Source organism: Rhizobium sp. P1_E1, assembly GCF_056406015.1.
Map to the genome: position 1 here is coordinate 18,671 of NZ_JBFUAY010000007.1, position 17,509 is coordinate 36,179.

The following is a 17,509-nucleotide window of genomic DNA, read 5'->3' on the forward strand; positions in this document are numbered from 1 at the left end:
GTCGCGCCACAACCGGCCATTTCCGCAAGTTCTGTGTGCGTCACGCCCGACTCGCCCGAACGCTCAGCCACCGATCATGGGGCTTTCCGACGCACCGACGTACCTCGCTGACGCTCCAGCCGGCGTCTGTGAGTGCGGACCGCAGGGCAAACTCGCGCCAGTACGTCTCGACGTAGCGCCGGGGCGCTGCAGCACTGCCGTGTGTGGACACATCCTCGCCTTCGCCCTCTCTTACCGAGGCGTGCAATCGGCCACCGGTCCGGGTCGCCTCGGCAAGCCGTCCAAGCACCGTGCCGAAATCCCCGCGCGCGACATGAATCAGGCAGGCACAGGCCCAGATCCCGTCGTACGGCGTGCCGGGACGCTGCGGGTCGGCCAAGTCATCGGTCAGCGGGTCCAACAGATCGGCTTCGAAGCCACTTTCGCGAAGCAGTTCGACGAAACCCCTTGAAATGTCGGTGCGCCGGACGCTAATTCCCCGCTTCTCCAGCTCAAGTGCATCTCGCCCACCACCGCTTCCGATTTCCAGCACCCTGCCCGAGCCGCCCAGCTCGGTCACGAACGCATCGATCTCTGTCGCGACCCATTCGGGCATCGCCGCGGCCTCGGCAGCGTACTCTGCCGCGACCGTATCATAGGACCGCACGGTATCCAGGTCTGTGCTCATCCTAGCGCTCCTCCTTCAAGACAAGAGGCCTGATGAGCGAGAGGCCCATCAGCCCGTTGCGCCGTTCACACTTCGGCAGTTGGTGACATCGCCGGCGATTTGCTTCCCAGCTTTAGCAGAAATGCCGTCAGAGACACCACAGACCGAGCCAATGCTGCCGGGCGGCAATGCGCCTTCATTTTGGTCACTCACACCACCCGCGCGAGCTACTGGAAGCCGTCGGTCTGCTTCGCCAGCGGTCGCGCCCGGAAAGCGCCAGACCAAGACATGTTGGAGGACGCTTGGCAGACTGAATTTCGCGGGGCTTTACCAAGGCGCTGGTATCCGGTTTCGTCTCCATATCAATATCCGATGTCAATTTCCGATCGTTTACGCGACATTCGATAGCTTCACGCCTTCAACGCTGCGATCAGCATGTCGACAAACACGGAAACTTTGGGCGGCCGAAATCGCCCGGCGGGATAGACCGTGTAAACGCCGCCGGATGGGAGTTGCCATTCAGGCAGGACTGGAATGAGGTCTCCCGCCAATATGCCGGCGGTCGCGAGAAAATCGGGCAGAACCGACAGACCTGCGCCTTGTCGGACCGCCTCCATGACCGCTGGCGTGGTATTGATCGCGATGTCCGCTTTAAAACGGACGCTCCTGGCGTCTCCATCGCTGCGAGTGAACGTCCATACAAGCGGCTCTCTCAAAGCGTTGTTGGCCACGAAGGGTAGAGGCGTGCAGTCAATCGGCTCGCTCATTGCCGCTATATCCGCGGCCAAGGCTTGCGATCCCACCAAGAGTTGGCGGAACGATCCGATTCGTCGTGCCTGCATGCTGGAATCAGCCAGCCAGCCGACGCGGATGGCAAGGTCCATGTTGTCGGCAACCAGATCAACCATCTTGTCGCTGAGGTTCAGTTCCACCTTGCAATCATTATAGCGTCGGCGGAAGGCGGCGACCAAGGGCACGACAACCGAGGTACCGTAGTCGTAGGGGGCGGTGATCCTCAGAAGGCCCTTGGGTTCCGTCCTGCGCTGAGCCAACTCTCCCAGGGCATCCTCTGCGTCGCGCAGGATCGAGACGCATCGGGCGTGAAACAACAGCCCGGCTTCGGTCGCCTGCACCCGCCGCGTCGTGCGCATCAGCAATGTGGTGCCGACCTCCTGTTCAAGCCTTGCGACCTGCTGGCTGACAACCGCCTTGGTGATGCCCAAATATTCCGCAGCTCTCGTGAACGATCCCGCGTCAACGACGGCCGCGAAATAAGCCAGCCGATTGAGATTGGTCGCTTCCTGCATAGTATTCTCCGATTTTATTGTCAGCCTCTAGCATACATTCTGTCATTTTTCTCGATCTTCTCGTTCCAATCGGCTCATGTCATCTATGGCTCAAGAAGGAGCCGACATGACTGGCAAGACCCACATCACCTATCTCTTCGATCCCCTTTGCGGCTGGTGTTATGGCGCATCGCCGCTGCTCGCACAGCTCGCCGCGGCACCTGATCTGACAGTGTCGCTCGCCCCGACCGGTCTGTTTTCCGACTCCGGGGCCAGGGCGATGGACGAACAGTTCGCCGCCTTCGCTTGGTCAAACGACCAGCGCATTGGGAGCCTCACGGGGCAGCGGTTTAGCGATGTCTACCGGAGCCAGGTTCTGGCAAAAGGCGGCATGCTGGATTCTGGTCCAGCCACGCTGGCACTAACTGCCGTTGCCCTGACGGCGGGGCAGCACGAACTCGATGCGCTCCGGTTCATCCAGGAGGCGCGCTATGTTTCGGGCCGCGATGTCACGGACATGTCCGAACTGCAGAGCGTGCTGGTCAGTGTTGGACTTGATGCGGCAGCCTCCCGCCTCGCTTCTCCCGATTCCGATCTGCTGGCCGCCAATCGCGCGCGCATGGCCTCGGCGCGCGCCCTGACGCGTGAGTTCGCAGTCAATGGCGTACCGGGATTGATCGTGGATGACGGCGCGGACCGGACTTTGCTCAAGGCGCAGGACCTATTCAGCGGCGGCGATCTCCTCGCCAGGCTGTCCAACACAGGCGCTTCACCTGCAGGTCTCGCTCGCAATAGCCATCCGATGAAAGGATAACCCGATGATGATCAAGCGTACGACCTATACAGCACTGGCTGTCTTCATGCTCGGGGCAGCATCGGCGACGCCCGGTTTCGCCCAGAGTGTGCCACCCTACGGCGCGCCGATCAGCATCGAGCGCGCCAAGCAGGTCGCCGCGGCCGCCCTCGCGGAAATGCGCAAGAAAGGCTTTGAGATGACGGTCGCCATCGTCGATTCCGGCAGTAACCTCGTCTATCTCGAACGCTCCAATCAGGCGGGTATCGGCACGATCGACGCCGCGCTCGGTAAGGCGAAGGCCGCAAACGGTATCAAGACGCCGACCAAGGCGATCGAGGATATGATCCTTCATAACAACCAGAGCAATCTGCTTGCCGTGCCGGGAGCTTTTCCGGTCGAAGGCGGAGTGCCTCTCGTCGCCGATGGCCAGGTAATCGGTGCGATCGGCGTCAGTGGCGGCATGCCCGCAGATGATGGCGCGATCGCCAATACCGGCGCGAAGGCGCTCTAGCCCGACCGCCGATCCACATTGATATGACGCATGAATGAACCAAGACAGGACACCAGGACCATGTTCACCAGGAGAACCATCATGAAAACCACTCTCGCCGCTGGCGTGACCGCCGTACTTGCACCCGCAGACCTCGGCCACGCAGCAGGAAGCCTCACTTGGAAGCATTTCCCTGCAGGGCAGAATGGCTTCTTCCGCGCGCCCGTTCTGGTTTCCAGCGCGAACGAAGCTGTGCTGATCGATGGCGGCTTCACGCTGCCCGATGGAAAGGCGCTCGCCGACGCCATCAAGGCGACGGGCAAAAAGCTGACCACGATTTACATCAGCCAGTCCGATCCGGACTATTACTTCAGCCTCGGCCCGATCAAGGTAGCTTTCCCCGATGCCAAGGTGATCGCTGCCTCGGCGACAGTCGATGCGATCAAGGCGAGCGTCGAAAAGAAGCTGGCCGTCTGGGGGCCGCAGCTCAAGGAAAACGGTCCCCAGACCCTGGCTGACATCGTCATGCCGGAAACCTTTGACGGAAAGAGGCTGACTGTTGATGGCGAGACCATCGAGATTGTCGATGCGGAAGGCATGGCCAATCGTCGCTACCTCTTCGTTCCATCGCTGAATGCCGTGTTCGGCGGCGTGATGATCTTCAACGGCGTCCACGTCTGGACGGCAGATACCAACAGCGCGGAACTGCGCGCCGCCTGGGTTGCCAATCTCGAAAAGCTCGCGGCGCGCAAGCCGGCCGTCGTCGTGGCCGGACACATGACGTCCGACGCCAAGACCGACCTCGCGGGTGTGGAACATACCATCGCCTACCTGAAGGCCTTCGAGGAAGAACTGGCCAAGGCCAAGGACTCCGCATCGCTGAAGGCCGCCATGGAAGGCCGTTTCCCCAACCTCGGCATGGGTGTTGCGCTCGATATTGGCTCCAAGGTCGCGACCGGCGAAATGAAGTGGGGCTGATCGCCATGAGCGCTAATCTCGAAATCATCCGGGCCACCTATGAGGGCTCATCGGAAGACAATGGCCGCAATCTACTTGCGGCCTTGGCACCTGATGCGACGTGGACGGAAGCCGAAGGTTTCCCCTACGCTGGTACCGTTGTCGGCCACTTGTTGAGGTCTTGAAGTCAGCTATCTCAAGCCGGAAAATATCCGGAACGCTGAGGAGCACGCATGACGAAGCATCGCATCTATTCAGTCAGCGTCGCGAGCGTCTATCCCCACTATGTCGCCAAGGCAGAGAAGAAGGGGCGCACGAAGGCAGAGGTCGATGAAATCATCCGTTGGCTGACGGGGCATAGCCAGCAGAGCCTGGACGATCAATTGGCTGAGAAGACCAACTTCGAGGATTTCTTTGCGCAAGCGCCTCGGATGAATCCATCCCGATCGTCGATTACAGGCGTGATCTGCGGCGTCCGCGTTGAAGATATCCAGGAAACGACGATGCGGGAAATCCGCTATCTGGACAAATTGATCGACGAACTCGCCAAGGGGAAAGCGATGGAGAAAATCCTGCGGAAATAGCCAGTCGGGCTTGCATGAGCTCACCCAAGGCACGGGCGCAGAATCCGGCACCGCCTCGTCCAGGAATGACGAATGTTCATTGTCGCGGGGCAAGGCCATCGAGCAGGAAGTCGAGGCCCTTCCTGAAAGCGCCGTCCCAATCATTGTCCAGCAGCAGACGAGAGCGCTCGATCGTCGGGTAGTGTTGGCTGAGACCTGTCAGGCGCTGTTGCGCAGCGGTCCTGTCGTCGTCCGAGAGGTCGAAGTTCGCCCGGGTGGTGGTTGCGCCGATCACAAAATTCCAGAGCGACCAGATCGCGACGTTCAAATCAGCATCGGCGACACCGGCTCCGGACAAGGTCTTGCTCAGCCGTTCCAGGCGGCTGAGGATGTTCGGGCCGAGCGCCCGGCGTGGCAGCAGCGATGCCGACCAGGGATGGCGCAGCATGCTGGCGCGCCAGTCTTCGAGCATATGAACGACGTCGCCGCGCCAGTCTCGGGACGCATCGACTTCAGTCGGGCCGCGATATTCAAGCACCGAATCGAGCGCCAGATCGAAGACCTTTTCCTTGTTGTCGACGTGCCAATAGAGGCTCATCGCGCCCGCGCCGAGGCGATCGGCCAGCCGACGCATCTTCAATCCGTCGACGCCCTCTGCGTCCAGCAGTTCCACCGCGGTCGCCACGATCCGTTCCAGCGAGAGAGGCGGTTCATTGCGCGGCTCCTGCCCGGACTGGGGTGACACACCTGTCCGCCCGGACCCTTTGCTCTCAGCGCCGCTGCGTTTGGCTGCCATTCGTCTCCCTTTACTCATCAGACGTCGATCTAAGCCGACAATGCTGGGAATGTCGATCCTGACCGATTGACTCGTACGTCGTACGATGCAATTTAGTCGTACGACGTACGAGTCAATTCTATAGCGACAAAGTTCCATCCTGCAGGCCGCGAGGATCCGTTGCTCGCAGTCCTGAGAAGCCGAGAGAAAATCGTGTCAATCAAACATCTCATTATCGGAGGACTCATCATCATGACCATCAGCGTTCCCACTGCGGCGCCAGCCAATGAGGACGATCTCAAGCTTGATATCGTCAATCCGAAAAACCTCTACGACCCCTCGCCGAATGGCTACAGCACGGCGGTGATCGTGCCCCGCCAAGGCCGGCTGGCCTACATCTCCGGACAGGGCGGCCAGGACAGCACGGGAGCCTTGTCGCCCGATTTCGCCGTCCAGGTGAAGCAGGCCTATGCGAATTTGCGCACCGCCCTCGATGCGCTCGGCGCCAGGCCGGATCAGGTCGCCAAGCTCACGGTCTTCGTGGTCGATCACGATATGTCCAAGCTCGAGGTGTTGACCAGGAGCGTCAAGGACATGTTCGGCGCGTCGCTGCCGGCGCAGACGTTGATACCCGTTCCCAAGCTGGCCATCGATCCCATGCTCTTCGAGGTCGAAGCCACCGTCGTTCTGGAATAGCGGCGGCGCCGGATCTACACAATTTCGGATTTTCCCGGTGGCGCGCCAACATCTGCTTGGCGTGCCACCTGCGCTTTTGTGGGTGGCCATTGACCAATCGCCTGCGATGTGCGCCACTCATTCCTTGTACAAGGAAAATCCCATGCTCAAGTTTCTGCTCGCCCTCTCGATGGGTGTTTTTTGCGTATCGCCGCTTCAGGCCGGCGACGTCACTCCCGTTACCAAGAGCTGCCAGCCGGGGGCAAAACAGGCGCAATGCGAGCGATGGGTCACAGATATTAAGAAAGCCGTCGAGCTGGCGTATAAAGGCGATCACGGGGCGCAGGCGACCGTTGCCTTCTGCCTGTCCACAGGTTGCCATGGTGCCGTCGCCATCGACAAGGTCGCCTCCTGCAGCTGGCATCTCGTCATCGCCAATTCCGGTACTACAACAGTGCTTGACAGTTCGAACACCAGGATCACCTGCCGGCCGATGACGGCGGCTGAGAAAGACGAAGCCCGCGCGCTGGCGAGCGATCTCGTCCAGAAGATCTACAAGCGGCCTCTGGCTAAGACCGACCAGATGTAATCTGCCGGCTCACAGCTTGCGGCGCAACGCCTGCGTGAAAATAAATCTCATTGCTCTCCCGGCTTTCGCCGCTATTGTCCTCCCAAAGAAAATCGGGCCAAACAAAATCGGCCAAACAAAATCGGGAGGACCACGGATGATCCTGCACTGCGTATTCCTGCGGCTGAAAACCGCGGTGACGACCGACGACAAGCAGTCGCTGTTTGCGGCAATCGTCGCCCTGAAACAGGTCATTCCCGGCATATTGGACATCAAATACGGGCCGAATGTTTCGCCCGAGGGACTGCATGGCGGCTTCGTCGACGGTTTTGCCGTGACCTTTGAAAGCGCCGAGGCCCGCGACGCCTATCTCATCCATCCCGAACATGTGGCTATTGGCGAGCGCATCGTCTCGTCGACGGATGGAGGCCTTGCCGGCATCCTGGTCTTCGACCTCAATTTGTGAAGACTGCGGGGTCAAACCCCGCAGCCCTCCGTTGATCAGCTCGATTTCGCCATGGCGGCGGCGAGCTGGTCGACATTGTATTTGAACATCTTTTCATAGGTCGGCGCCGGCCCCTTGGCGTCGGACAGGGATTCGACATAGAGCTCGCCGCCGGGCTCGGCACCGGTTGCCTTGGCGACCTGCTTGACCAGGCGCGGATCGTTGGAATTCTCGAAGAAATAGGCTTTCACATGCTCGCCCTTGATCTGCTCGATCAGCTTGGCGACGTCGGCGGCCGAGGCCTCGCTTTCGGTGGACAGACCAAGCGGTGCCAGGAAGCTGACATTATATTCGCGGCCGAAATAACCGAAGGCATCGTGGCTGGTCAGCACCTTACGGCGATCGTCGGCCACCTTGTCGAATTTCGCGTGGGCGTAGGCGTTCAATTCATCCAACGTCTTTGTGTATTTCTCGGCATTGGCCTTGAAGGCGGCGGCGTCCATGGGATCGGCCGATGACAGCGCCTTTTCGATATTGGCGACCCAGACCTTGACGTTGACGGGGCTGTTCCAGACATGCGGATCGGTGATTTTTTCGCCGTCCTCTTCCATGGTGCGGGTGTTGATGCCTTCGGAAACGGTGACCGGCTTGCCCTTATAGCCCGAGGCGGTGATCAGCCGGTCCATCCAGCCCTCCAGCCCCTCGCCGCTGACGAAGGTAACCTGCGCCGCGTTCAAATTCTTCGCATCGGCCGGCGACGGCTCGAATTCATGGGGATCGCCGTTCGGCCCGACGAGGCTCGTCACCTTGACGTGCTCGCCGCCGACCTGTTTCACAACATCGGCAAGCACGGTGAAGGACGCCACAACCTTCAGCGTTTCGGCGGAGGCGGGCATGGCCGACAGCGCCATCAAAGCGGGGATTGCCGCGGAGAGAAGCAGTCTGTGCGATGTCATCGAAGTCTCCTTGGGATCAGCCCTTCAAATGCGGGCGGGGAAAGAAGCGCCGGGCCAGGCCGGAGGGCGCGAAAAGAATAGAAAGGCCGTAGAGGATCGCCGCCGTCATGATGATTGTCGGGCCGGAGGCGAGTTCGAGATGGTAGGAGGCGATCAGGCCGAGATAGCCGGATGCGGCGGCACTTGCGGCTGATATCGCCATCATCACCGGCAGGCTGCGCGACCAGAGCTGGGCGACGGCTGCCGGCAGCATCATCAGGCCGACCGCCATCAGCGTGCCGAGCGCCTGGAAGCTGGCGACGAGGTTCAGCACCACGAGCAGCAGGAAGAGCACGTGATAGACCGGCCCGCGCCCGCCGACGGCGCGCAGAAAACCCGGATCGAAGCATTCGGCCACCAAAGGCCGGTAGATGAAGGCGAGGATGACGAGGGTCAGCGAGGTGATCGCGCCGATCAGGTAAAGGGCGGGCGCATCGATCGCCAGGATGGTGCCGAAGAGCACATGCAGGAGATCGATATTCGAGCCGCGTAGCGAGACAATCAGCACGCCGAGCGCCAGCGAGGCGAGATAGAAGCTGGCAAAGCTTGCATCTTCCTGCAGCACGGTCATCCGGCTGACGGCGCCGGAAAGCAGCGCCACCGACAGGCCGGCGATGAGGCCGCCGAGGCCCATCGCCGTCAGCGACAAGGAGCCGGCGACGAGGTAACCGATTGCCGCACCCGGCAGCACGGCATGGCTCATCGCGTCGCCCATCAGGCTCATGCGCCGCAGCATCAGGAAGACGCCGATCGGGCCGGAGCCGAGCCCGAGGCAGAGGCAGGCGACGAGCGCGCGGCGCATGAAACCGTAATCGGCAAAGGGCGCGAGGAAGAGATCGTAGGCCGTCATGCCGCCGGCGCCTCTTCGGGTGCGCAGGCATTCGCATCCTCATCCCAGCGTTCGGCCATGGCGCGCGCCTTCAGGAGATTGACGGAGGACATGACGTCTGCGGTCGCACCCCAGCCGACAAGTTCGCGGGCAAGCAGCAGGGTTTGCGGGAAATGGGCGCGGACGAGCTCGAAATCGTGCAGCACGGCAATCACCGTGCGGCCCTCGCCATGCCAGCGGGTGACGATATCGATGAGGTCCCTGGTCGTGCGGGCATCGATCGCCGTAAACGGCTCGTCGAGCAGGATGATGCCGGCATCCTGCAGCAGCAGGCGGGCAAAGAGCACGCGCTGGAACTGGCCGGCCGACAGCGACCCGACATGGCGCCGGCCGAAGCCCTCGAGGCCGACGGCCGACAGCGCCTCGCCTGCCCTTTTCATCTCGGCAGGCGCGATGCGGCCGAAGGCTCCCGTCTTCTTCCAGGCACCGAACATGACGGTGTCGATGACCGAGATCGGAAAGCGGCGGTCGATCTCCGCCGCCTGCGGGAGGTAACCGAATTCCGCCCGCCCCAGCCGGTGCTCGACCCTGCCTTCGGCCGGGCGAAGCTCGCCCATGATCGCCTTCAGCAGCGTCGACTTGCCCGCCCCGTTCGGCCCGGCGATCGCCGTCAGGCTGCCTGAGGCGAAGGCGCCGGAGACATGATGGACGGCGGGATGCCTGTTATAGGCGACGGTCAAATTCTCCAGACGGATCAGCGGCGTCATGGCAAGAGAACCGCCCAGTGGATCGCCAGCCAGAGCACGGCAATGACCAGCGCCATGCCGATCACCCTAGATAAAGCCGACTGTCCCAGCAGGCTGACGGAGGGGCGGTCGGGGCTCGGGGGCATGGCGCATCCTACAATGTAATAACATTACGGTTATGTTATAACGATTGCGGCGAGATTGAGGCGAAGGCCAATCCCAGATTCATCGCTAAGCTAAATACGGGCAGCATTCGACATGAGATGATCGCGTGCGTGCACCCATTTGACAGCCATATGCGGTTGGGCCAGACTTGACACATGATCAGGCCATGGCCCCTACTTGTTGACCATATTCGCAACGTGCGAGGACATTCGGAAGACGAAAAATTCTCGTCTGCCTTGCAGGGCATTGAGCAACTTGCCGATTTCATCGCTCGAAGTTCGCTTCGGAATGCGCTGTTCGGATGGACGTCGATGGCTGATCTGTGCGTCCAACAAACCGACCATGCCCCTCCCTCGGTGGCCTACCTTCGGATTTCAGCGCAATCATCGGGCCTGATAGAGTTTCGCTATATCGATACGCATGTGGAACGCCGGCAATGGACGCGGACGGAAACGCCAGAACGAGCTGTTCACAGGCTTAGGACCTTCTTGGGCCAACTTCACTGGGCTTCAGGTCCCAACAATTTTGCTGCCATCCCGAACTAAGAGTTTGCGGCCTGGCCATCCAAACTCGCACCGGCCCATCCCGCCTTCTGTGTCCCATGATACTTTCCATTCGCGAAACTCGCGATGAAGGCGACATTGTTGCGACGCGTCCAATTTCCGCATTCGGGGCGGTCTCTGACATTTGGCGGAGATCGGCCTATGCCGCCCTTCAACCAGAGCCCAAGCCTCTGGCCGCTATAGGCCGAAACGAGTGTATCCTGACCCCTGCATCGTGCTCGAGGAAGGCGAAGTGCCCCCTAGGCCCATACCCTCAGCGCCCGTTCCATCCGGTCGGCGGCGTAGGTGACGAGATAGGCGATCACCATGTAGATGACGACAGCGATCAGGAAGGCTTCGAGATAGTAGAAGTTCAGCGCGGCGGTCAGCTGCGACTGTGCGAAGATGTCGACGACCTCGATTGCAAATCCCAGCGACAGTGCCTTCATGATCACCATGATAGAGTTGGCAAGATCCGGGATGGCCGCGACGATGACCTGCGGCAGCATCACCCGGCGGAACACCTGGCTGCGTTTATAGCCCAGGGAGTAGGCCGCATCGGCCTGACCGTTGTCGAAAGAATTCAGTGCGCCCTTCACGACTTCCGCCTGGAAGGCTGCGACGCAGGCGGTCAGGGCGACGATGAGCGTGATCCAGTTCGGCGTCGAGTGGCCGTTATAGTCGATGCCGACGAGCGAGGTCAGGAACTGCAGCGTCGGCGGCAGGCCGTAATAGGCGAGGAAGATCACGATCACCATCGGAACGCCCTTGAAGACGACCTTGTAGGCGACGACCAGTTCCCGAAGCAGCGGGACCCGCCGGTATTCCACCATCGCAAAAAGGCTGCCGACGATCGTAGAAAAGACAAAGATGCCAAGCGCCATGGCGAGCGTCACCGGGACCGCGCCCAGGATGTCCCAGAGATCGGGCAGAAGGACTTCGGAATCGAACATGTGATGACCTCCTATTCGATCAGACGCTTGCCATCATGGTGGCCTTGGCCGGTGCGGTATTGGGCGCAAACTTTGCGTTTCGCGTTTCGAAAAAGCGCACGACCATCCATGCCACGAGGCATAGCAGCGAGTAGATCACCGCCAGCACAAGGTAGGTCTCGAACTGGTACTGATTGTAGTCGCGCTCCATGACGAGATGGGCGGTCGCCATGACATCCGCGGCGCCGATGTACATCACGAGTGCGACGTTGTGGATGAGGTAGATGATCGAGTTGCCGTAGCCTGGCAGGGCGATGTGCACCGCCTGGGGTCCGACGACACGAAGGATCTTCTGAAGGAAGGTGTATCCGAGACTGTCGGCGGCGTCATGCTGACCGCGTTCTACGGCGAGGTAGGCTGGCCGCAGAACCTCGGAAAGATAGCCTCCATGGTAGAGGCTGAGGCCGACGATCGCCGCGACATTCGGGGACACGAAGTCCTCGACCTCGAACAAGGCGACGACCAGCGGCAGTCCGTAAAAGGCGACGAACAGTTGCAGCACGACGGGGACGCTCCGGGCATAGGACACGTAGAGGTCAGCCAGCTGGCTGAGAACCGGTATCCTGCGCACCCGGAACGTCGTCGCAATCAGCGCCAGCAGGAAGCCGGCGATCATGGCCGTGAACGTGATCGCAAGCGTCAGCGGCAATGCCTTGAGCAGCTCGGGGATCATGATGGAAAGGTCCACTTGGGAACACTCCTTGTTTCAAATTCAGCCTTGATCGTCGGCCCTGCCTTGGGCGTTACTTCATGTAGGTGGTGATGTCCTCGCCGAACCATTTCTGCGAGAGCTTGGCGAGCGTGCCGTCAGCCTTGAGCTCCTTCAGAGCCTTGTCGATGTCTGCGGAGAGCGCCTTGTTCTCCTCGGAGCGATGGATCAGCACGAAGGTGTTGTTGATCGCGACCGGCTCGCTTGCCTTGACGTTGAGCTTCTGCTGGTCGATGACCGTCTGCTCGCCGAGGTTCGACGGCAGAACCAGCGCGTCGTATTTGCCGTTCTCGACCTCTTTCAGGCGATCCGGATAGGGAATGCCGGCGCTGGAGGCGGTGATCTCGATCTTGAAGTCGGGGTTCTTTTCCTGCCAGGCGGTGGCGAATTTGTAGATGCCGCCGCCGGCCGTCACCGGCACGATCTTCTTGCCGACCAGATCCTTCATCTCGTTGATGCCGCTATCCTTGCGGCTGTAGATCTTGATCAGGCTGGCGCCGATCGGGCTCTCGGGAATGAGGAACTGCTTTTCGCGAGCGGGCGCCCGGTAGTAGCCGCCGGTCGCGATGTCGTACTTGCCGGTCGCAAGGCCGGTCTCCTGAGCGATGTCGGCAGCACCCTCCATCACGAATTTGTACTGGGGCAGCTTGGCGTTGATCGCCTTCAGGACATCGGGTTCGTAACCCTGCGGCTCGACGCCGATGGCACCCCACGAGAGCGGCTTGGATTCGGCAGCCGTGGCGATCTTGATGGTGCGCACGTCCTCGRCATGGGATAGGCCCGCGGTTGCGAGGGCAAAGGCAACGCCGGCGACAGCGAGGCCGAAGGTACGGCGGGAAGTCGACTTGATGGAAGACATGTCAGGCATCCTTTCTTTACTGGATGGAGTGTTCGGAATTCAGGAACTGGGCAAGGCGCGGGTTGGAGGGCGTGTCGAAGATCTCGGCAGGGCTGCCTTGAGCGGCGACGACGCCCCGATCCATGAAGACGATGCGGTTCGAGATGTTCTTTGCGAACTGCATCTCGTGGGTGACGAGGAGCGAGGTGATGCCTGATGACGTGACGTCCCTGATCACCTTCAAAACCTCGCCGACGAGTTCGGGGTCGAGCGACGACGTCGGTTCGTCGAAGAGCATGACATCAGGCTTGACGGCCAGCGCACGCGCAATGCCGGTTCGCTGCAGCTGGCCGCCGGAAAGCTGGGACGGGTAGCTGTCGATCTTGTTCGAAAGGCCCACCCGCTCAAGCTCCTGCAAAGCGATCGAACGCGCCTCGTCCTTCGACTTGCGCTGCACGACGACGAGCGGATCCATCACGTTCTGAATGACGGTCATGTTCTTGAAGACGTTGAACTGCTGGAAGACCATCGCCGTCCGCAGCCGGATCGCCTGGACCGCGGTGCTGTCCGGCTTCCGGTAGTCCATCCTGACCTGATCGAAGGCGATCGTGCCGGAGGCCGGCTTGGCCAGATAGTTGATGCACTTCAGCAATGTTGTCTTGCCGGTGCCGCTGGGGCCGATGATCGACACCACGTCGCCGCGGTTCACCGAGAGATCGACGCCGTTCAGGACCTGGGTGTTGCCGTAGGACAGCTTTAGATCTTTGAGCTCAAGCATTTCGGGTCGGTGTCCTTTCGGCAGGTAGGTCGGAAAACGTCGCGGTCTCGTCGTCGGCCCACTCGTCACCGAGCAGCTCGGGCGTGTCGAAGGCCTGGAGATCGGCGAAATGACGCTCGCGGTCGGCGACGAACAACGCCCTGGCGATGCCGCGGGCGAGCCGGTCGGCGCCTTCGCTGATTGCGGGAATGTCGCCCGTGAGCTTGCCGTGGCTGAGCGTGGCGGGGAAATTGAAGCAGTGGATGCGGGCCAGCGCCGGGCAGGCGCCCGGCTCAACCTCGAGGAACTCGAACGCGTCGCCGAGGTCCGGCGAGGTTTCAAGCTCGTCGTTTCGCATGTCGGCGGGCACGGGAAAGCGGTCGCGCCACAGACGGATATGGGATGCGACGGGGCCAAGTTCCGGCCGGTTCGTCAGGTCGACCTTGAAGCCGGTGCCGAAGATCAGGAAATCGACGGGATAGCTGCCTTTCGGCGTCGTCACGACGATATGATCGCCTTCCCGTTGCAGCCGGTTGATCGGGCTTGCGAGATGGAGATGGGCCTGCGGGAATGCGCTGACACGCAAGACGCTCGGACGCGGCGGCGGCGTCTGCGAGCGCATGGCGTAGTCGAGAAACCGCCACTTCCAGTCATCCGGTAGACCGGCGAAGCCGTGCACCACGCCCTGGCTGCCGATGCCGGTGAATTTGTTGATCCGTGGCAGGTCGGCCCTGCGCACGAACAGGTCAAGCCGGGCGGCGCCTGCCTCGAGCGCGGTGGCGGCGTTGTCCATCGCCGAGGCCCCGGCGCCGACGACGCCGACCCGTTTGCCGCGCAATGCGGCGAAATCGATTTCGTCGGCGGTGTGAGCCCAGAACTTGCGATCGACGTCATCGGCGATCGGCGGCACGAAGGGGCCGCCCAGGCCGTCGCGGCCCGTCGCCAGCACCACATGGCGCGCGATCTTCGTTTCGGTCCGGCCATCGTGACGGCAGACGACATCGAGCAGGCCGTCGGCGCGCGGACGAATGGCCTCGACGGCGACCCCATTGCGCACCGGCAGGTCAAGCACACGCCGGTACCAGACCAGGTAATCCATCCATGTCTGACGCGGCGCCCTGTCGAGCGCGACCCAGGCATCGCGGCCGTGCAGCGCCTCGTAATAGGCGCGGAAGGTCAGCGCCGGCAGGCCCATCGCGGGCCCGGTCAGTTGCTTGGGAGAGCGTAGGGTTCGCATCCTGGCGAAGGTGACCCATGGCCCCTCGCTTCCGGCAGGCGCCTTGTCGAGAACGACGTGGTTGGCGACGCCGAGCCGCTTCAGCATGGCGGAGGCGACGAGCCCGGCCATGCCCGCACCGATGATCACGACGTCGACCACCCCTTGGCCATCGACGACGCGGGGCGGAACCCAGGACTTGGCCGGCAGCTCCAGCCAGGCGAGGTCCTGCCGCAGGCGTGCCTCGAGCGCTTCGAGACTGTTCGGAAACGCCGAGAGGTCGCTCATGACGGCACCTCCTCGGTCATCGGGCTACCGCCATAGACGGTGTCGGCCAAGGCTTCAACGCCGCCTGCGTCATGCAGCCGGCACCCGGGCATCGCCAGGGCCACCGCGCGCGCCGCATCGATGACGGCGGCGACCGTCGGGGTCAGCGGCATCGCGGCAGGCGAAATAGCGCCGAACAGGAAGGGGATGGTGTGGTCGAGGACGCGCATCACGATCCCCTCGAGCGGAACGCCGCAGACGGTCGCCGGCTCGACGATGGCCGCTCCCAGTCCGGCCCGGACCATGGTGAGCGCCGTCAGCGAGGCGTTGACGTCGATCATCCGCTGCGGCGCCACACCTGCCCGCTCCAGGGCTTCGTCGATGCGGTGCCGCAGGCGGTAGGGATTGGCGAGCGTGATGATGCGGCGCTCGGCGAGGTCGGAAAGACGCACCATGTCATCGTTGGCGAGTGGATCGTTGGCGGCAAGAGCGACGACACACGGCGCCTCGGCAATCCAGTGCACGTCGAGGCCGGGGTGCTCCAGCGGCAGGCTTGATATGCCGAAGTCCGCCGAGCGGGCGAGCACCGCCTGCACGACATTCTCGGCCGCCAGCGCCTGCACATGGAGATGACGCGGTATCAGGTCCGGCGCGACGGCCGCGATCGCTTGGGGCAGAACGCCGGCCGCAAGTGAAGGCGTGGCCGCGATTGTCAGCGACGGCGGCTCATCGAGACCGATGGCGTTCGCTCGTTCGCGGATGTGGGCGAGGCTGGCAAGATGGCGTTCCACTTCGGCATGAAAGAGCAGACCGCGCGCGGTCGGGCTGATGCGCGGGCCGCTTCGATGCAGCAGCGCATAACCGATATCGGCCTCCAGATCCTGGATGAGCCGCGTGACCGCCGGCTGCGATCGTCCCAGCAGCCTTGCCGCCCCGGTCACGCTGCCGGCGGACATCACCGCAGCGAAGGCTTCAAGTTGCCTTATATCGAAAGAGTTAGAATGCATAGTGGACATCAAACACTCTCCTTCATGCCAGTAAAGCATGACAATTCTCATTTGACGACTGGCAGTAGATAAAAAATTCACATCGAATGCTGTTTATCATTCCAGTTTGACATAATGAGGCGTCAGGCCTACCTAGGGCTTATGTCCTTTGACGTCTTGAGGAGCTTGTTTTGACACTCATCGAAACTCTTGCCTCTGTGAGCCCGGGTTCAGCCCTCGCGGAAGCCATGGGGAAACGCGCGGAAATCCTGCGCCTCAGTGAAGCGGCCCACGACGCCGTGCTTCTGCCACGCGATCCCGGCGGACTGTCGCACGGCCTGAGGGCCGCGCTTGCCGCCCGCATGGCGCGCCACAACCGCAGCCCGGCGCTCGCAAGCCACTACGACACGCTCGTTGCCCGCGCCGGCGAAGCGGCGACAGCCGTGCTCGCCGAGCCCGACACGAATGTGACGGACCCGCGGACTGCGGAGATCGTTCGTCATGCCGACCGGCTGACGCTCGCGCCGCGCGATGCCACGCGTGCCCATGTCGAGGCATTGGGTCAGGTCGGCGTCACCGACGCTGACATCGTCCGGCTCGCGGAGCTTGCGGCTTTCGTCAATTACCAGGTGCGGGTTCTCGCCGGCCTGAAGCTGCTGGGAGAAATGCGATGAGCGAGGTCGTCCACACCTTCACCACCACGGTGCCGCGCTGGCAGCCCTATGTCGTTCCGGTCGATTTCGCGACCGCCACCGACGAGCAGCATGCAGCGATGCAGACGACGCCGTCGAACAAGGGCATCTCGCCCTATGTGCTGACCCTGGCGCACGACCCCGAGACACTCGCGGTCCGCTCGCCGCTGTTCAACCTGATCATGTACGGCAAGGACGGACTGGCGGGGAGCGAGCGCGAATTGGGCGCGGTCGCCGCCTCCGTCGTCAACCGCTGCGTCTACTGTGCGGCCGTCCATGCATCCAGGTTCAACAATCTGACAAAACGCACCGATGTCATCGAAGCCGTATTCGCCGATGGTCTCGAGGCGACGCTCGACGAGCACCTCCAGGCAATCTTCGACTTTTCAGCCCGACTGTCGACCACGCCGCCCGAGGCCGTCGCGGCCGACGCGCAGTCGCTGGCAGACGTCGGGCTCGACGAGTTGGAGGCTCTCGATCTCGTCCTCTCATCGGCCATCTTCGGCTGGGCGAACCGCCTGATGCATACGCTCGGCGAGCCGATGAAGGACTAAAGCGCGTCGCAATCGTGCTG

General features: G+C 62.0%; 23 protein-coding genes. 10 read left to right on the forward strand and 13 right to left on the reverse strand.

Annotated elements, in window-relative coordinates:
* Positions 1–40: 40 nt before the first annotated feature.
* Positions 41–667, reverse strand: a complete 627-nt coding sequence (locus AC1D1Z_RS04790) for a class I SAM-dependent methyltransferase (RefSeq protein WP_477849658.1) — start codon at positions 665–667, stop codon at positions 41–43.
* 389 nt (positions 668–1,056) lie between these two features.
* A complete protein-coding gene (locus AC1D1Z_RS04795; RefSeq protein WP_168320086.1) occupies positions 1,057–1,953 on the reverse strand; it encodes a LysR family transcriptional regulator in 897 nt (298 codons plus the stop codon).
* Between the two features lie 106 nt (positions 1,954–2,059).
* Here AC1D1Z_RS04795 and AC1D1Z_RS04800 point away from each other — a divergent pair, with 106 nt between their 5' ends.
* The 5 genes from AC1D1Z_RS04800 to AC1D1Z_RS04820 are packed head-to-tail and all read left to right on the forward strand — an operon-like array spanning position 2,060 to position 4,759.
* A complete protein-coding gene (locus AC1D1Z_RS04800; protein ID WP_018449247.1) occupies positions 2,060–2,746 on the forward strand; it encodes a DsbA family protein in 687 nt (228 codons plus the stop codon).
* Between the two features lie 4 nt (positions 2,747–2,750).
* The gene (locus tag AC1D1Z_RS04805; protein ID WP_018449248.1) at positions 2,751–3,239 is read left to right on the forward strand and encodes a GlcG/HbpS family heme-binding protein; all 489 of its coding nucleotides are present in this window, start codon (positions 2,751–2,753) and stop codon (positions 3,237–3,239) included.
* Positions 3,240–3,299: 60 nt separating this feature from the next.
* On the forward strand, positions 3,300–4,196 hold the full coding sequence (locus AC1D1Z_RS04810) for an MBL fold metallo-hydrolase (protein WP_461522644.1): 897 nt from the start codon (positions 3,300–3,302) through the stop codon (positions 4,194–4,196).
* Positions 4,197–4,201: 5 nt separating this feature from the next.
* Positions 4,202–4,360 carry a nuclear transport factor 2-like protein gene (locus AC1D1Z_RS04815; RefSeq protein WP_157214111.1) on the forward strand — a complete coding sequence of 53 codons (159 nt, stop codon included), beginning with the start codon at positions 4,202–4,204 and terminating at the stop codon, positions 4,358–4,360.
* Positions 4,361–4,408: 48 nt separating this feature from the next.
* The gene (locus AC1D1Z_RS04820; RefSeq protein WP_018449251.1) at positions 4,409–4,759 is read left to right on the forward strand and encodes a DUF2200 domain-containing protein; all 351 of its coding nucleotides are present in this window, start codon (positions 4,409–4,411) and stop codon (positions 4,757–4,759) included.
* A gap of 76 nt (positions 4,760–4,835) precedes the next feature.
* Here AC1D1Z_RS04820 and AC1D1Z_RS04825 read toward each other — a convergent pair whose 3' ends face one another.
* Positions 4,836–5,534, reverse strand: a complete 699-nt coding sequence (locus AC1D1Z_RS04825) for a TetR/AcrR family transcriptional regulator (protein WP_447013253.1) — start codon at positions 5,532–5,534, stop codon at positions 4,836–4,838.
* Positions 5,535–5,765: 231 nt separating this feature from the next.
* On the opposite strand from AC1D1Z_RS04825, the gene AC1D1Z_RS04830 reads away from it, so the two are divergent.
* From AC1D1Z_RS04830 to AC1D1Z_RS04840, 3 genes are all read left to right on the forward strand, one after another.
* Positions 5,766–6,209 carry a RidA family protein gene (locus AC1D1Z_RS04830; protein WP_052215302.1) on the forward strand — a complete coding sequence of 148 codons (444 nt, stop codon included), beginning with the start codon at positions 5,766–5,768 and terminating at the stop codon, positions 6,207–6,209.
* 142 nt (positions 6,210–6,351) lie between these two features.
* The gene (locus AC1D1Z_RS04835) at positions 6,352–6,777 is read left to right on the forward strand and encodes a hypothetical protein (RefSeq protein ID WP_018449254.1); all 426 of its coding nucleotides are present in this window, start codon (positions 6,352–6,354) and stop codon (positions 6,775–6,777) included.
* A 136-nt stretch (positions 6,778–6,913) separates the two neighbouring features.
* Positions 6,914–7,222, forward strand: a complete 309-nt coding sequence (locus AC1D1Z_RS04840) for a Dabb family protein (RefSeq protein WP_477849661.1) — start codon at positions 6,914–6,916, stop codon at positions 7,220–7,222.
* Positions 7,223–7,257: 35 nt separating this feature from the next.
* On the opposite strand, the gene AC1D1Z_RS04845 is transcribed toward AC1D1Z_RS04840, so the two are convergent.
* The 10 genes from AC1D1Z_RS04845 to AC1D1Z_RS04890 form a co-directional block, all read right to left on the reverse strand.
* Complete coding sequence (locus AC1D1Z_RS04845; protein ID WP_446971269.1) at positions 7,258–8,157, reverse strand: metal ABC transporter substrate-binding protein; 900 nt, start codon at positions 8,155–8,157, stop codon at positions 7,258–7,260.
* Positions 8,158–8,173: 16 nt separating this feature from the next.
* Complete coding sequence (locus AC1D1Z_RS04850) at positions 8,174–9,046, reverse strand: metal ABC transporter permease (protein WP_018449256.1); 873 nt, start codon at positions 9,044–9,046, stop codon at positions 8,174–8,176.
* Entirely contained in the window at positions 9,043–9,792 is a 750-nt protein-coding gene (locus AC1D1Z_RS04855; RefSeq protein ID WP_446962908.1) for a metal ABC transporter ATP-binding protein, read from the reverse strand. The genes AC1D1Z_RS04850 and AC1D1Z_RS04855 overlap by 4 nt, the downstream gene beginning before the upstream one ends.
* On the reverse strand, positions 9,789–9,917 hold the full coding sequence (locus AC1D1Z_RS04860) for a hypothetical protein (protein WP_261315743.1): 129 nt from the start codon (positions 9,915–9,917) through the stop codon (positions 9,789–9,791). Before AC1D1Z_RS04860 ends, AC1D1Z_RS04855 begins: the two co-directional genes overlap by 4 nt.
* Positions 9,918–10,738: 821 nt before the next feature.
* Positions 10,739–11,431 carry an amino acid ABC transporter permease gene (locus AC1D1Z_RS04865; protein WP_018245131.1) on the reverse strand — a complete coding sequence of 231 codons (693 nt, stop codon included), beginning with the start codon at positions 11,429–11,431 and terminating at the stop codon, positions 10,739–10,741.
* Between the two features lie 19 nt (positions 11,432–11,450).
* Positions 11,451–12,158 carry an amino acid ABC transporter permease gene (locus tag AC1D1Z_RS04870; protein ID WP_018245130.1) on the reverse strand — a complete coding sequence of 236 codons (708 nt, stop codon included), beginning with the start codon at positions 12,156–12,158 and terminating at the stop codon, positions 11,451–11,453.
* 55 nt (positions 12,159–12,213) lie between these two features.
* Positions 12,214–13,038: an amino acid ABC transporter substrate-binding protein gene (locus tag AC1D1Z_RS04875; protein WP_477849666.1), complete on the reverse strand. Its 825-nt coding sequence runs from the start codon at positions 13,036–13,038 to the stop codon at positions 12,214–12,216.
* A 16-nt stretch (positions 13,039–13,054) separates the two neighbouring features.
* Entirely contained in the window at positions 13,055–13,795 is a 741-nt protein-coding gene (locus tag AC1D1Z_RS04880) for an amino acid ABC transporter ATP-binding protein (protein WP_011650774.1), read from the reverse strand.
* Positions 13,788–15,278, reverse strand: coding sequence for an NAD(P)-binding domain-containing protein (locus tag AC1D1Z_RS04885; protein ID WP_446972096.1), 1,491 nt, complete (start codon positions 15,276–15,278; stop codon positions 13,788–13,790). The genes AC1D1Z_RS04880 and AC1D1Z_RS04885 overlap by 8 nt, the downstream gene beginning before the upstream one ends.
* Positions 15,275–16,273 (reverse strand): LysR family transcriptional regulator, encoded by a 999-nt coding sequence (locus AC1D1Z_RS04890; RefSeq protein WP_446949775.1) that lies wholly within the window; start codon positions 16,271–16,273, stop codon positions 15,275–15,277. The genes AC1D1Z_RS04885 and AC1D1Z_RS04890 overlap by 4 nt, the downstream gene beginning before the upstream one ends.
* Positions 16,274–16,434: 161 nt before the next feature.
* Between AC1D1Z_RS04890 and AC1D1Z_RS04895 the strand changes: the two genes are divergently transcribed.
* A complete protein-coding gene (locus tag AC1D1Z_RS04895; protein WP_446972097.1) occupies positions 16,435–16,917 on the forward strand; it encodes a CMD domain-containing protein in 483 nt (160 codons plus the stop codon).
* Complete coding sequence (locus AC1D1Z_RS04900; protein ID WP_065277988.1) at positions 16,914–17,489, forward strand: peroxidase-related enzyme; 576 nt, start codon at positions 16,914–16,916, stop codon at positions 17,487–17,489. The genes AC1D1Z_RS04895 and AC1D1Z_RS04900 overlap by 4 nt, the downstream gene beginning before the upstream one ends.
* The last annotated feature ends 20 nt before the right edge of the window (positions 17,490–17,509 follow it).

Coding starts and splice junctions, on each gene's coding strand:
- AC1D1Z_RS04865 (WP_018245131.1), bottom strand. CDS start 11,431: ATGTTCGATTCCGAAGTCCTTCTGCCCGATCTCTGGGACATCCTGGGC.
- AC1D1Z_RS04885 (WP_446972096.1), bottom strand. CDS start 15,278: ATGAGCGACCTCTCGGCGTTTCCGAACAGTCTCGAAGCGCTCGAGGCA.
- AC1D1Z_RS04845 (WP_446971269.1), bottom strand. CDS start 8,157: ATGACATCGCACAGACTGCTTCTCTCCGCGGCAATCCCCGCTTTGATG.
- AC1D1Z_RS04830 (WP_052215302.1), top strand. CDS start 5,766: ATGACCATCAGCGTTCCCACTGCGGCGCCAGCCAATGAGGACGATCTC.
- AC1D1Z_RS04900 (WP_065277988.1), top strand. CDS start 16,914: ATGAGCGAGGTCGTCCACACCTTCACCACCACGGTGCCGCGCTGGCAG.
- AC1D1Z_RS04840 (WP_477849661.1), top strand. CDS start 6,914: ATGATCCTGCACTGCGTATTCCTGCGGCTGAAAACCGCGGTGACGACC.
- AC1D1Z_RS04810 (WP_461522644.1), top strand. CDS start 3,300: ATGTTCACCAGGAGAACCATCATGAAAACCACTCTCGCCGCTGGCGTG.
- AC1D1Z_RS04855 (WP_446962908.1), bottom strand. CDS start 9,792: ATGACGCCGCTGATCCGTCTGGAGAATTTGACCGTCGCCTATAACAGG.
- AC1D1Z_RS04825 (WP_447013253.1), bottom strand. CDS start 5,534: ATGGCAGCCAAACGCAGCGGCGCTGAGAGCAAAGGGTCCGGGCGGACA.
- AC1D1Z_RS04800 (WP_018449247.1), top strand. CDS start 2,060: ATGACTGGCAAGACCCACATCACCTATCTCTTCGATCCCCTTTGCGGC.
- AC1D1Z_RS04815 (WP_157214111.1), top strand. CDS start 4,202: ATGAGCGCTAATCTCGAAATCATCCGGGCCACCTATGAGGGCTCATCG.
- AC1D1Z_RS04795 (WP_168320086.1), bottom strand. CDS start 1,953: ATGCAGGAAGCGACCAATCTCAATCGGCTGGCTTATTTCGCGGCCGTC.
- AC1D1Z_RS04790 (WP_477849658.1), bottom strand. CDS start 667: ATGAGCACAGACCTGGATACCGTGCGGTCCTATGATACGGTCGCGGCA.
- AC1D1Z_RS04805 (WP_018449248.1), top strand. CDS start 2,751: ATGATGATCAAGCGTACGACCTATACAGCACTGGCTGTCTTCATGCTC.
- AC1D1Z_RS04880 (WP_011650774.1), bottom strand. CDS start 13,795: ATGCTTGAGCTCAAAGATCTAAAGCTGTCCTACGGCAACACCCAGGTC.
- AC1D1Z_RS04835 (WP_018449254.1), top strand. CDS start 6,352: ATGCTCAAGTTTCTGCTCGCCCTCTCGATGGGTGTTTTTTGCGTATCG.
- AC1D1Z_RS04850 (WP_018449256.1), bottom strand. CDS start 9,046: ATGACGGCCTACGATCTCTTCCTCGCGCCCTTTGCCGATTACGGTTTC.
- AC1D1Z_RS04860 (WP_261315743.1), bottom strand. CDS start 9,917: ATGCCCCCGAGCCCCGACCGCCCCTCCGTCAGCCTGCTGGGACAGTCG.
- AC1D1Z_RS04890 (WP_446949775.1), bottom strand. CDS start 16,273: ATGTCCACTATGCATTCTAACTCTTTCGATATAAGGCAACTTGAAGCC.
- AC1D1Z_RS04820 (WP_018449251.1), top strand. CDS start 4,409: ATGACGAAGCATCGCATCTATTCAGTCAGCGTCGCGAGCGTCTATCCC.